This window comes from Prevotella sp. HMSC073D09, from assembly GCF_001814145.1.
Classification (GTDB): Bacteria; Bacteroidota; Bacteroidia; order Bacteroidales; family Bacteroidaceae; genus Prevotella; species Prevotella conceptionensis.
In genome coordinates this window covers 16,725-30,090 of sequence record NZ_KV815136.1, presented here as the reverse complement: position 1 = coordinate 30,090, position 13,366 = coordinate 16,725, and the positions used below count along the sequence as shown (strand labels likewise).

10 protein-coding genes are annotated in these 13,366 nt (G+C 50.7%); all 10 read left to right on the top strand.

From position 1 onward, the window contains the following. Nucleotides 1-732: 732 nt before the first annotated feature. The 10 genes from HMPREF2955_RS13425 to HMPREF2955_RS13385 all read left to right on the top strand — a co-directional run bounded on the left by HMPREF2955_RS13425 (nt 733) and on the right by HMPREF2955_RS13385 (nt 12,977). Nucleotides 733-1,977, top strand: coding sequence for a site-specific integrase (locus HMPREF2955_RS13425; protein WP_070723932.1), 1,245 nt, complete (start codon nt 733-735; stop codon nt 1,975-1,977). A gap of 71 nt (nt 1,978-2,048) precedes the next feature. Continuing rightward, nucleotides 2,049-2,411: a virulence RhuM family protein gene (locus HMPREF2955_RS13420; RefSeq protein WP_070723931.1), complete on the top strand. Its 363-nt coding sequence runs from the start codon at nt 2,049-2,051 to the stop codon at nt 2,409-2,411. A gap of 246 nt (nt 2,412-2,657) precedes the next feature. Next, nucleotides 2,658-2,957, top strand: a complete 300-nt coding sequence (locus HMPREF2955_RS13415; RefSeq protein WP_070723930.1) for a helix-turn-helix domain-containing protein — start codon at nt 2,658-2,660, stop codon at nt 2,955-2,957. A 21-nt stretch (nt 2,958-2,978) separates the two neighbouring features. Beyond that, nucleotides 2,979-3,299 carry a helix-turn-helix domain-containing protein gene (locus HMPREF2955_RS15390; protein WP_083317743.1) on the top strand — a complete coding sequence of 107 codons (321 nt, stop codon included), beginning with the start codon at nt 2,979-2,981 and terminating at the stop codon, nt 3,297-3,299. A gap of 5 nt (nt 3,300-3,304) precedes the next feature. Beyond that, the gene (locus HMPREF2955_RS13410) at nt 3,305-3,655 is read left to right on the top strand and encodes a helix-turn-helix domain-containing protein (protein ID WP_070723929.1); all 351 of its coding nucleotides are present in this window, start codon (nt 3,305-3,307) and stop codon (nt 3,653-3,655) included. 6 nt (nt 3,656-3,661) lie between these two features. Then, nucleotides 3,662-4,012 carry a helix-turn-helix domain-containing protein gene (locus HMPREF2955_RS13405; RefSeq protein ID WP_246830160.1) on the top strand — a complete coding sequence of 117 codons (351 nt, stop codon included), beginning with the start codon at nt 3,662-3,664 and terminating at the stop codon, nt 4,010-4,012. A 71-nt stretch (nt 4,013-4,083) separates the two neighbouring features. After that, nucleotides 4,084-5,664: a DUF4099 domain-containing protein gene (locus HMPREF2955_RS13400; protein WP_070723928.1), complete on the top strand. Its 1,581-nt coding sequence runs from the start codon at nt 4,084-4,086 to the stop codon at nt 5,662-5,664. 75 nt (nt 5,665-5,739) lie between these two features. Continuing rightward, nucleotides 5,740-7,926, top strand: a complete 2,187-nt coding sequence (locus HMPREF2955_RS13395) for a type IA DNA topoisomerase (RefSeq protein ID WP_070723927.1) — start codon at nt 5,740-5,742, stop codon at nt 7,924-7,926. 418 nt (nt 7,927-8,344) lie between these two features. Further along, on the top strand, nt 8,345-8,761 hold the full coding sequence (locus HMPREF2955_RS13390; RefSeq protein WP_070723926.1) for a DUF1896 family protein: 417 nt from the start codon (nt 8,345-8,347) through the stop codon (nt 8,759-8,761). Continuing rightward, on the top strand, nt 8,751-12,977 hold the full coding sequence (locus tag HMPREF2955_RS13385) for an N-6 DNA methylase (protein WP_083317741.1): 4,227 nt from the start codon (nt 8,751-8,753) through the stop codon (nt 12,975-12,977). The genes HMPREF2955_RS13390 and HMPREF2955_RS13385 overlap by 11 nt, the downstream gene beginning before the upstream one ends. Nucleotides 12,978-13,366 lie beyond the last annotated feature (389 nt).

Below are 13,366 nucleotides of genomic sequence, written 5' to 3'. Positions count from 1 at the left end.
TCCTAAGAGGGAATTAACTGAATTACCCTAAATAGAGAGAACTCTATTGACTTAGTGTAGTAAAGCCAAGACAAGCACTCCTTTCATGTCCGAAGTGCAAGACAAATCAACTCATTGGTTTATCAACTTACGAAAATCCAATAGCACCCAAATGAGTCAACTAATCAACTCTCTAACCCACTAACTCGAAAACTTAAATTATTGTTTTTTATTTTACAATACCGCTCTAATTTTCACTTCGTTCTAGCGAAAATATAAGCTAAAAAATAGAAAAAAAGCCACTATTCATAACCTTTAACACCCAATGTTTTGTCTATTTTCAAGAACAACACCTACATTTTGTACCATTTTGCCTTTCTAGTTTGTTTGCCTGCTCGTATTTTTTTCATGCCCAATTACGCACTTTTAGCCCCTAAAAGTACATATAAAATATGAAAAACGGAGAAATGAAGCGATAAAGTTATCAATCAAGGACTTAAAAGGACTTTGGAAAGCAGCGTAAAGCCAAACATGTACGGTCTTTATGCCAAACTGTGACAGCGTTCCGTCTCCTATTCGTAACCCCTGCAAGGGTAAGAATGGACAGGTGGAAAATCAAGGAAATTCGCTCTGAAATAGGCTGTTAGGCCGAAAATTCCTACCCAGCGGTTTCTTATTCCGCGTTCCCCTCGATTTGCTTAGTGGACAACTGCTCCACAGTAAATAATTTTGCAAACGAAAGGAACAAAAGCAATGAGAAGTACATTTTCAGTCATCTTCTATTTGAAGAAAGACAAAGTAAAGAAAGACGGTACGTCACCTATCATGGGGCGTATCACCGTGGACGGAACACAGGCACAGTTCAGCTGCAAGCTCTCCATTGATTCAAACCTCTGGGGTATCAAGGGTGGTCGTGCGGTTGGCAAGAGTGTAACGGCACGGGAAACCAACCGGATACTCGATAAACTCCGTGCAGCCATCACGAGGCATTATCAGGAAATTATGGAGCGCGACAGCTTTGTCACGGCCGAGAAAGTCAGGAATGTTTTCCTTGGTTTGGAATACCGCTGCCAGACGCTCATAAAGATTTATGACCACTTCATGGAAGATTATGCCAAGAAAGTCGACTGCGGCATGAAAGCAAAAAGCACATTGACGAAATACCATGCCGTATACAGTCACCTAAAGGACTTCCTGCTATCACGCTATCATGTGAGTGACATTGCATTGAAAGAAATTCAACCAACATTCATCACCGATTTTGAGACTTACCTGCTTGCAGAAAAACACCTGCATTGCAACTCTGTCTGGGTATATTCCTGTCCCGTCCGCATGCTGCTGCACAGGGCGGTAGAAAACGGCTGGCTGATGCGTTATCCATTCCCTGACTGCAGTGTGCCGAAAGAGGAAACAGAAAAAGGATTCCTTACCAAAGAAGAACTCGGACAGCTTATCAACGCCCCGAAGATGAACTTCAAACGGACATTCATCCGCGATCTGTTCCTTTTCTGTGCTTTCACGGGACTGGCTTACATAGACCTGAAGAACCTTCGGGAGGAAAATATCGTGTCCAACCCGCTCGACGGCAGTGTGTGGATACACACCTATCGACAGAAAACAGGTGTGGAAACAAACGTCCGCCTGCTCGACATTCCCCTTCAAATCATGAAGAAATATAAAGGCCTGTGCGACGACGGGCGTGTCTTTCCCGTTCCGTCCTATAATTCCTGCAAAATGATACTACGTACCGTCATGAAGAAATGCTGCATCCACAAACACATTACTTGGCACATGGCGCGTCACACGATGGCAACGGTGGTATGCCTTTCCAACGGCATGCCTATCGAGTCTGTCAGTAGCGTATTGGGGCACAAGTGTATCTCCAGTACACAGATATACGCCAAGATTACCAACGAGAAGCTGAACAAGGAAATGAATGTTCTCTCGGAGAAACTTGCCGACATCAGCGAATTCGTCACCTCGGAAACTTTTGCGTAATGGTACGAAAAATAAAAATGTCTTTATTATGACAACATCCAAACAATATATATAAAAAGGAGGAACGAACAATGAAACAACGAGACATCATTTATTTGAAAGAGAATGAATTTTGTATCACGGGTGCCGCCATCTGGATGAGCGAGTGGGAACTGGCGGAACTCTTCTACGCCACACGAGGTGAAATACGGGCAGCCATCAATCGCATGCTGAAAGACAGCGCGATACCGGCCTGCCACAGCACGAGATATATGCCTCTTGAAAACGGTTATGCTGCCGAGGTCTATTCCTTGGAGGCCATCATTGTCATTTCCTTTTATCTTCATACGGGATTTGCGGCAAAGTTTCGCAGATGGATAACGAAAAGGATAACGATGGATAACAAGCAGGCAGCCTCTCTCATGCTTTGCATCAGTAGCGGATTGGAATGCTGAACAAACAAGAATAACGACACACACTATTCGAATACGCTATTCAAGAAACAAAATCCGAGAAATAAAAAGGAACGACAACGGGCGGACGGTTTTCACCAGAAAAACTGTCTGCCCGAGTTGTTTTCTGTCATTTTGTTGTCTCTTTTGTCTCCGTAACGACGCCACAAGCTGCCACAAGCTACCAAAACAGACCGAGAATGCAGATAATGCTATAATTTTGTAATGTATTCATTAAACAAAACAGAAATGGAAGTAATTATCATTGAGAAAAAGACATTCGAGAAGATCGTATCGGATGCTCTTGCTTTGGAAAAACAAGTCAACGCGCTCTGTGCGATGAACGAAGGAAAATCAGCGAATGCTTGGCTGGACGGTGAAGGCGTCTGCCGTCGGTTGCACATCAGTCCCCGCCGCCTGCAGACACTCAGAAACAGTAGGCGTCTGAACTATGCCCAAATAGGACGTAAGTTCTATTACAAGGCAAAGGATATCGAGGACTTTCTGCTAAGCTGCAAAGAAGAGACCCATAAACAAGAAAAAATATGACACCGCTATATCCACAGACAAATGAAAGAAAATGTATTGACCGAACAAGACGAACCGATATTCTCCCTGCTCCACTCTTTCGAGAATATTCATAAGGGACTATCATCTTTTCTTAGGAACTGCCGCCCGACGCTCAACGGCGAGCGGTATCTCACCGACAGGGACGTATCGGCACTGCTGCGGGTCAGTCGCAGAACCCTGCAGGAGTACCGGCACAGCGGCAACCTTCCCTTTTTCCGTTTAGGCGGGAAAATCCTTTACAGGGAAAGTGACCTGCAAAAAATGCTTGGGAGACGTTGCCACAGTCTATCCGACAATTCAGGTATAAGTTCACTAAAATGATGAATATGGAAGTAATCACAATAGAAAGCGTCGCCTATCAGCAGCTGATGGGCCGCATCGAAAGCATTGCCTCTCATATTGAAAGACTGGAGGCAACCCGAAGTGTGCAAGGGATTCCCGACACCCTGCTTAACACCCGTGAAGCAGCGGAAATCCTGCATATCAGTACCCGAACCCTGCAACGCCTGCGCAGCGAGAAGCGTATCGACTTCGTCATCCTGCGCGGCAAGTATCTCTATTCCGCCAGCGAAGTCGGGCGCATCATCGATGAGGGACGTCTCAAGGGCGATCCTGCCACCATCGAGGGACTACGACAACACTTCAACCTGCGTACAGGTAAAGTCTCACCTAAATGATTGTATATGAGGAACAGAGACTATGACACGAGGCTTTTGGAAATGATGCGAGACATCTCGGGACACCTCAACAGACAGGACAAAGAATTGGAGTTGATCGTGCATAAGATTGATGAGGAACTGCATGCTTCGCATCAAGAAGAGTGTGAGCATCTGTTGGACAACCAAGACCTGTGCGACCTCCTTCACGTCAGCAAACGGACCTTGCAGCGTTACCGTAGTTCGGGAGCACTTCACTATCTTCTGCTGAATCATAAGACCTATTACAAGTTCCACGAAGTGCATGACTTTATCGAAAAGTATATAAAACCGTCAGATGGAAACCTATCGGACACAATGGAACAACTCAAAATATGATAAGGGCTTATGATGAATGAATGAATGAACAAACGATCAATGAATAAACAACAAAATAAACGTAAGTAAAAATGGCAAAGAAAACAAAAGAACAGGACGTCTTGCTCGTCCGCGACGAGAAGACGGGAGAGATCGGTGTCATCGCCGGCCTCGGCAGTGACGGAACACCCAAGCGTGTGCCTCCGAAAGCAGAGCACGCTCAGGACTTCCTGAAGTTCGACCGCGGGGGCGACATCTTGGACAACTTCTTCCTCAACTTCATGCGGCAGTGCAAGGAGCCCTCTCGCTTCGGCTTCTACCGTGTGGCGGCCGAGCAGGCGGACAAACTCATCGAAGTGATGAAAGACCTGCTCAAAAATCCCGAGGGCAACCGCGAACTGCTCGCCCCGCACAAAATCGACATGACACCTTATCATAAGGCAGTACAGGAAGAACAACAACAAAGTCAACAGCAAAATCAACAACCCACAAATCCCACAGAAGAAATGAAAGAGAAACAGGAACAGCTGCAGGCAGCACAAGGTGCCGCCGGGCAAGAGAAAACGAATGACGGCAACGGTCAGAAAAAGGAAAGTACCTACAAGCCCATCGACGAGAGTAAAATCAACTGGCAGGAGCTGGAAGAGAAATGGGGCATCAAACGCGACGAGCTGGAGAAGTCGGGCGATTTGAAACGGATGCTCAACTATGGCAAGTCCGACTTGGTGAGTGTCGCTCCGAAGTTCGACGGGCAGACCTTCGAGACCGCCGCCCGTCTTGCCTTCAAGGTGCAGGAAGACGGTACGGTGCGCCTTGTGCCGCACTTGGTGCAGACCGCTCCCAACCTCGACCTCGAATACAAGGGGCACCGTTTCACCGAGGAGGACAAGCGCAACCTGAAAGAGACGGGCAACCTCGGGCGTATCGTAGACCTTGCGAACACCGAAACAGGTGAGCTCAAACCATCGTTCGTGAGTATCGACCGCCAGACAAACGAACTGACCGACATCGCCGCCAACCGGGTGCGCATGCGCGACACCATCGGCAAGACGGTGCTCTCTGAAACAGAGAAAGCCCTGCTGCTGACAGGTGCGCCGCTCAAAGGCAAGGAGATTGAATTGGAGAACGGTCGCAAATTCACCGTCACCCTGCAAATGAATGCCGAACAACGCGGCATCGAGTTCGTTCCCGGCAGCGGGCGCAGCCCGAGAAAACAGCAACGGCAGGACGGCAACACCACACAGGGACAGAAAAGCGAAAGTCCCAAGCAGCGCGAGAACCGTTGGACGACCGATGACGGCAAGATACGCCCCATCGGCAAGTGGAAGAACATTCAGTTCAGCGACGAACAGAAGAAGGATTACTGCCAAGGCAAGGCCGTCAAGTTGGAGAACGTACTCGACAAGAAAGGGCAGCCCTGCACGATGTACCTCAAGTTCAACTACGATAAAGGCCGTCCCTTTACCCACAACCAAAATCCAGACCTCGCACAGACCGTCACCCCATCCAATGAAAGCCGCGTGCAGGTAGCTGTCAACAACGAGGGCAAGACCAACGAGGCGACCAAGCACATACAGCAGCCCATCGAGAAAGGACAGGTCGCCCCGAAAAACGAACAGCAGGCACAGCAGCAGAAGAATGAACCCAAGAAAGCCAAGGGCATCCGCATGTAGCCCCGGTGCCGACCACTAATATCCAATACAGTATCCATCATCAAGAAACAACATCAACAATAAAAAGAAAACAAAATGAAGACAATCATTGCAGAAAAGCCGAGCGTCGCCCGCGAGATAGCCCGCGTGGTGGACGCCCGCAAACGGGAAGAAGGTTATTTCACGGGCAACGGCTATGCCGTGACGTGGGCATTCGGACACCTTGTGCAGCTCGCCCTGCCCGAAGCCTACGGCATAAAAGGCTTTAACCGCGACGCCCTGCCTGTCATCCCCGATGTGTTCAAGCTTGTCGCCAGAGCAGAAAAGACGGAGAAAGGTAACAGACCTGACAGCGGCGTGCTCAAACAAATCGACATCATCAGGCGGCTCTTTGAAGAGAGCGAACGCATCATCGTGGCGACTGATGCCGGACGCGAAGGCGAACTCATCTTCCGCTATCTCTACCAATACATCGACTGCCACACGCCTTTCGACCGCCTGTGGATCAGCTCGCTGACCGACAAGGCCATCCGCGAGGGACTCAATAACCTGCGTAATGGAGCAGACTACGACAACCTCTACCTTGCCGCCCGCGCCCGCAGCGAAGCCGACTGGCTCGTGGGCATCAACGGCACGCAGGCACTCAGTCTTGCCGCCGGTCGGGGCACCTACTCCGTCGGTCGTGTGCAGACGCCCACGCTGGCGATGGTCTGCGCCCGCTATTGGGAGAACAGACGTTTTAAGCCTGAAGCCTTCTGGCAGCTCCATCTTGCCGTGAAAGGCGAAGGGAAAGACGTGGTGAAGTTCACCTCCGAGGAAAAATGGAAGGACGGCGATACGGCAAACGGCCTTTATAAACGCATCAAGGAAACATGCAAAGAAGTCCGTATCGTACAGGTAGAGCGTAAGCAGAAGACCGAAGAGCCGCCCTTGCTCTACGACCTCACCACGCTGCAAAAGGAAGCCAACAGTCGCTACGGACTCACGGCGGAGCAGACGCTCGCCATCGCCCAAAAACTCTACGAAGCCAAGCTCATCACCTATCCCCGCACGAGTAGCCGCTATATTCCCGACGATGTTTTCGAGACCATCCCCAAGCTGCTCGAAAAGCTGCAACGCGACGAACAGTTGGGAAGTCATGTCAGCCATATAGATACGCTCGCCCATCGCAGCGTGGATGTGGGCAAGGTGACCGACCACCATGCCCTGCTCACCACGGGACTGCACCCCATCGGCATCTACAAGGACGAGCTGACCGTCTACCGCATGATTGCCACACGGATGGTCGAAGCCTTCTCTGCACCCTGCATCAAGGAAGTCACCACCGTCAGGGCGAACGTATTGACATGCGATGGCGAGAAGTGCTGCGACACGGCGTTCACAGTTAAGGGTAGCATCATCCGTCAGTCGGGCTGGCGCGGTGTCTGTGGCGATACGGACGGCGACACGTTGCTGCCCGACTGGAAGGAGGGCGACGTGCTGTCCCTTTCCGCCTGCTCCATCACCGAGGGAAAGACCAAGCCCAAACCGCTCCACACCGAAGCGACATTACTTGCCGCAATGGAAAATCCGTGCCAACGAGAGCAGACGCGAACTTGTTCGGGTATGCCGAGTGCAGCCGGATTTCGCGGAACGCAAACGGCAGGAAAGGAGATTGAAGACGACACCCTGCGACAGGCCATCAAGGATTGCGGCATCGGTACGCCTGCCACCCGCGCCGCCATCATCGAGACGCTGCTCAAACGCGAATACATGGTGCGTGTGAAAAAGACGCTCGTGCCCACGGAAAAGGGACTTGCACTCTATTCCATCGTCAAGGGCATGGATATCGCCAATGTGGAGATGACGGGCAGATGGGAGGCCGAGCTCGCACGTATAGAACGGGGCGAGAAAGCCTCCGCCGACTTCAATGCCGAGATAGAAGCCTATACACGCCGGATAACCGCCGACCTGCTCGCCTCGGAAAAGCTTTTCCGCGCCCGTGAGACCACTTTTGCCTGTCCCAAATGCGGCAAGGGCAGCATGCGTTTCTACGCCAAGGTGGTCAAGTGCGACAACGAAGCGTGCGCCCTGCCTGTCTTCCGGCAGGTGGCGGGTAAGCTGCTCTCCGACAAGGAAATCACCGACCTGCTCACCGAGGGGCGTACCGCCGTGCTGCACGGTTTCAAGAGCAAGCAGGGCAAATCCTTCGATGCTGCCCTTGCCTTTGACGAGGAGTTTAGAGTAAAGTTCATCTTCGATGATACAAAAAACAAGTCAAAGGGTAGGAAAAACGGAAAATAATGCGTACTTTTGCCACTGTTCACAGTTCATAAAGCGTTTTCTTTCTTTAGATGACTGTTTTATTACTTTACTGTGGATTTAGTGGTTGGCACTCGGTGGGGACACCGGGTGCCTTTTGTACATGTCCCCGTTTTCTTCCCTTTTTACTTTCCATTATGGGAATGCTCATCTTTCCCGTATCTCTTCAAGACCATTCCAATAGGGAGTGCAATGCAAGAGCAACCGAGTCTGTCGAATTATCCTCGTGATGAGAAATATTTATCATCGTGAAGATAATTTCGTCTCATCGTGTAGAGAAATATTTCTCATCACGAGGATAATTCGGAAGCATCAGTAGAAGAGCTATGAGGAGTGCAGTAGGAAAGCAACAGCTTTATCTATAGGGAAGCAAACGGAAACCAACTAAACAAACAGCATCATGAAACAATCAGACAATGGGCAGGAGCTGTCCTATTACGGACTCTACCTGCGACACTATCTTCAAGAGAACCGGTTTGAACAGGCCTCGGATGCCGATTTTATCAACAGTCGTGCCACCCTTGCTGCTGAAACGTTCAGACGGGCACGGTGCGAGGGCTATTCCGTTGACGGCGCACAGGAACTGGCGATGGGGGCTTTGCTCGACGGGCTGCACCGCTCGGCTTATGCGCTGCTTACGGACGTGCTCGAAAACGAGTTCGAGGGCGAAGTGCCTTTGGAAGCCCGCGAGGCAACCACCGAGGCGTTGCTGCCGCAGGTAAGGCAGCTGTGCACGCAGAGCGAACGCACGGAGGAGAGTCTTTACACCGAAATCACGGGAATGGTCGTACTTTATCTCGAATGTCATGGCATTTAACAGGAAAGCAAAACTCGCAGGCAACATTGAGGCGATACGCACCGCCTTTGCCTTGGACAGAGAACAGCGCATGCCCACTGCCGAAGAGCGGCAGGCGTTGGAGCGTTATTGCGGTTTCGGCGGATTGAAGTGCATTCTCAATCCCGCCGGCAGTCTGGCGGACGCTGCGCAGTGGACAAAGTCCGACCTCGACCTCTTTGCGCCCACGGCGGAACTGCACCGGCTGATCCGTGAGAACAGTGCCGATGAACGGACATACAAGCGATACATGGATAGCCTGAAATCCTCCGTGCTCACGGCGTTCTATACGCCTGTCGAGGTGACGGAGACCATCAGTGGCGTGCTTAAAGAGAACGGCATTGCCCCTCTTCGTGTATTGGAACCCTCCGCCGGTCGCGGTGCATTTGTGGACGCCTTTTTAAGGGACAACCCGCAGGCAGAGGTCATGGCGTTCGAGAAAGACCTGCTGACGGGCAAGATACTTTCGCATCTTTATCCCGGACAGCGGGTGCGCATCGAAGGTTTTGAGCGGATAGAAAAGCCTTTCGAGGAATACTTCGATGTGGCTGTCTCAAACGTTCCCTTCGGCGATGTTGCCGTGTTCGATGCACAGTTCGAGAAAGGCTCGGCGGTGCGCAGGACGGCTGCCAAGAAGATACACGATTACTTCTGCCTGAAAACACTCGATATGGTGAGAGACGGCGGCATCGTCGCGCTCCTCGTTCCGCAGGGCGTGCTGAATGCAGACAGCAACAGTGCCGTGCGCCGGTTGATGCTGGACCAAGCCGACCTGCTCTCTACCGTGCGCATGCCCAACAACCTTTTTACTGAGAATGCAGGTACGGAGGCTGGCTGCGACCTGCTCGTCTTGCAGAAGCATGTCGGCAAGGAGGAACTTTCGGATGACGAAAAGCTGCTGGCTGAGCCTACGAGAGACAACCAAAATGGCATCCCGACGAATGCGTATTTCCTCCGCCATCCCAACCGCATCGTACATACAGAAGAAAAGCGCTCCACCGACCTTTACGGAAAACCTGCGATGGTCTACCTGCACGAGGGCGGCGTGGAGGGTATCGCCCGTGACCTGCGCGGAATACTGTCGCAGGATATGCAAATGCGATTGGACTTGCATCGATATGGGCAGGAAGTGAAGATTGAAGAGAAGACGCAGAATATATCTTTGCAGGGGGCTTCTGTACAGAAGACTTCTGTTTCTCCCGTTCAAACACAAACCAGTGAAAAAGAGAAGGCTTCTTCTGAAACCGTCAGAGAAAGTCAACCACAGCAGGCAGGTTCCCCCAATCCCGTGCTGACCTTGTTCGACCTTTGGGAGTTTACCGTAACGGAACAAAAACAGGCTACAACGGGCAAGAAACAGAAAAGGGAGAAAGCGGAGAAAATGAAGACAAAGCCAAAAGCAAAAGAGAAAACGATAAAGAACAAGCCCAAGGAACGAAGCCTGTTCGATGCCGCACCGAAGAAGTCGGAAGCAAACGACCTCTATGCCGAACTTGACTGGGAGACCAATCCGCCCATCAACGGCTTTTATGAGGTGATGATGGACATGACACCCGAACAGCGGGCAAGAGCCTTACAGGAAGGTAGGCAGGAAGTGCAGATGGATAAGGATGCCATTGTATCAAGGGAGCGTACAGAGAAAGAGAATGTTGAGGAAGAGAAAAATAAAAAGGAAGAGACTACGCAGGTATCTACTTCCATATCGGACATTCCTACTTTGACACCTTCAAAAGAAGAAATGTTCGTGCCCCGTGTGCTGACACAAAAACTGCAACCCCATTACAAGGAGGGTACACTTGTGGAGGAGTATTCCTTGGACTATGGCAATCAGGTCGGCATACTCAAAGACCTCACACCCTATGGTGCGGTCTTCTCTCCGCTCGATCTACCTCTTCTGTCCAAAGAAAAGGCGCAGGCCTACATCCATGTCCGCGACACCTACGAAAAGTTGTATGCCTATGAAGCCGAACGGCAAGAAGAAAATGCCACGCTTCGCTCGAACCTGAACACCTACTACGACGAGTTCGTCATGCGTTACGGTGCCCTCAACGCCCCGCAGAACGTGGGGCTGGTGCTCATGGACGCAGGAGGTCGCAACCTCCTTGCCATCGAACGCGAGGAAAAGGGACGGCTGGTCAAGTCGGACATCTTTATGCATCCCGTGTCGTTCTCCGTACTGCAGACAGAGCATACCGATAGTCCGGAGGAAGCCCTCTCCCTTTCACTCAATCGCTACGGCAGTGTGGAACTCGGCTATATGCAGGAGCTGACGGGCAGTAGCGAGGAGGAACTGCTCACGGCGCTCAAAGGGCGTGTCTTCTTCAATCCGCTCGTCGGCGGCTATGAAATCAAAGACCGTTTCGTGGCGGGTAATGTCATCGCCAAGATAGAAGATATCCGGCAGTGGCAGCAGGTACATACGGAAGCGGACAGCCGGGTGGACGAAGCCCTCGCCGCATTGGAAGAGGCCGTTCCCGAACAGATACCCTTTGCTGACCTCGACTTTAATTTCGGGGAGCGGTGGATACCCACGGGCGTGTTTGCCGCCTACATGTCCCACTTGTATGAGACGGAGGTCAAAATTGCCTACTCGCCCTCGCTCGATGAGTTCTCGGTAAGCAACACCCGTACGAACGTGAAAATCTACGAGGAATTCTGCGTCAAGGGCTATTACCGCAGCTACGACGGCATGTCGCTTTTAAAACATGCCCTGCACAACACCGTGCCCAACATGATGAAGTGTGTCGGCAAGGATGAGAACGGCAACGACATCAAGGTGCGCGATGCCGAGAAGATACAGCTGGCCAACGCCAAGATCGACGAGATAAGAAACGGTTTTACCGAATGGCTGGAAGCGCAGTCGAAAGAGTTCAAGGACAGGCTCACCGACCTCTACAACCGCAAGTTCAACTGTTTTGTACGGCCGAAGTACGACGGCTCGCACCAGACCTTCCCCGACCTCGACCTCAAGGCACTCGGCGGCAAGTATGGCATCTCTGCCGTCTATCCCAGTCAGAAGGACTGCATCTGGATGCTCAAGCAGAACGGGGGCGGCATTGCCGACCACGAGGTCGGAACAGGAAAAACGCTCATCATGTGCATCGCCGCCCATGAGATGAAACGCCTCTCGCTCGCCCACAAGCCGATGATTATCGGACTGAAGGCGAACGTGGCAGAGATAGCTGCAACGTACCGGACTGCCTATCCCCAAGCCCGTATCCTCTATGCCTCCGAAAAGGATTTTTCTACGCAGAACCGTGTACGCTTTTTCAATAATATCCGCAACAACGACTACGACTGCATCATCATGAGCCACGACCAGTTCGGCAAGATACCGCAGTCGGTGGAGATACGGCAGAACATCCTGCAAGAAGAACTCGACACGGTGGAGGAAAACCTCGATGTGTTGCGTGGGCAGGGACGGAACATTTCTGTTTCGATGCTCAAAGGTTTGGAAAAACGCAAGCACAACCTACTGGCGAAGCTCGAAAAGATAGAGCATGAAATCAACAGCCGTAAGGACGACGTGGCAGACTTCGCGCAGATGGGCATTGACCACATCTTCGTCGACGAGAGCCATCAGTTCAAGAACCTGATGTTCAACACCCGACATGACCGTGTGGCGGGACTGGGCAACAGCGAGGGCAGCCAGAAAGCGCTCAACCTGCTCTTTGCCATCCGTACCATTCAAGAGAGGTCAGGTAAAGACTTGGGGGCGACGTTCCTTTCGGGAACGACCATTTCCAACTCGCTCACCGAACTCTACCTGCTCTTCAAGTATCTGCGTCCCAAGGAACTCGAACGGCAGGACATCCGCTGCTTTGACGCGTGGGCGGCCATTTTTGCGAAGAAGACCACCGACTTCGAGTTCTCCGTAACGAACAACATCATTCAGAAAGAGCGTTTCCGGTATTTCATCAAGGTGCCGGAGCTGGCGGCGTTTTACAACGAAATCACCGATTACCGCACGGCGGAGGATGTGGGCGTTATCCGTCCTGACAAGCATGAGATACTGCACAACATCCCGCCCACACCCGACCAAGAAGTCTTTATCAAAAAACTCATGGAATTTGCCAAGTCGGGCGACGCCACGATATTGGGACGCGAAAAGCTCTCGGAAACGGAGGAAAAGGCAAAAATGCTTATCGCAACAGACTACGCCAGAAAAAGATTCAAGATATTTGTATCTTTCAGATAACCAATAAAATAAGAATGAATAATGGATAAATGGGTTACGACTTGGAAACGAGCGAGTTTCTTTCTCCTTCTTTATTCTGCAATGCCTCAAAGAACACTTAAATTGATTGTGCAAAGATAATGCTTTTCTGATGAAAACAGTGTGCTTTTACGGAAATAAATAGGAAACACACCTAAAAAATAATCACATACAAAGTCTAATGGGAGGAATTTGACGGGATTTTCAGCCTAATTATTAAGCCTGCAAAAAATACCCAGAATCAACTCTTTTGCATTGCAAAATAAGAAAAATGAAACTTTTTGGAGAAAAATCCTCCGAAAAATTTGGGTTCTTCCGTTAAATGCGTAGATGAGGAATTTTGTTTTTAGTAAGGATGAATTTTTAATATC

Coding starts and splice junctions, on each gene's coding strand:
- HMPREF2955_RS13425 (WP_070723932.1), top strand. CDS start 733: ATGAGAAGTACATTTTCAGTCATCTTCTATTTGAAGAAAGACAAAGTA.
- HMPREF2955_RS13420 (WP_070723931.1), top strand. CDS start 2,049: ATGAAACAACGAGACATCATTTATTTGAAAGAGAATGAATTTTGTATC.
- HMPREF2955_RS13415 (WP_070723930.1), top strand. CDS start 2,658: ATGGAAGTAATTATCATTGAGAAAAAGACATTCGAGAAGATCGTATCG.
- HMPREF2955_RS15390 (WP_083317743.1), top strand. CDS start 2,979: ATGAAAGAAAATGTATTGACCGAACAAGACGAACCGATATTCTCCCTG.
- HMPREF2955_RS13410 (WP_070723929.1), top strand. CDS start 3,305: ATGGAAGTAATCACAATAGAAAGCGTCGCCTATCAGCAGCTGATGGGC.
- HMPREF2955_RS13405 (WP_246830160.1), top strand. CDS start 3,662: ATGAGGAACAGAGACTATGACACGAGGCTTTTGGAAATGATGCGAGAC.
- HMPREF2955_RS13400 (WP_070723928.1), top strand. CDS start 4,084: ATGGCAAAGAAAACAAAAGAACAGGACGTCTTGCTCGTCCGCGACGAG.
- HMPREF2955_RS13395 (WP_070723927.1), top strand. CDS start 5,740: ATGAAGACAATCATTGCAGAAAAGCCGAGCGTCGCCCGCGAGATAGCC.
- HMPREF2955_RS13390 (WP_070723926.1), top strand. CDS start 8,345: ATGAAACAATCAGACAATGGGCAGGAGCTGTCCTATTACGGACTCTAC.
- HMPREF2955_RS13385 (WP_083317741.1), top strand. CDS start 8,751: ATGGCATTTAACAGGAAAGCAAAACTCGCAGGCAACATTGAGGCGATA.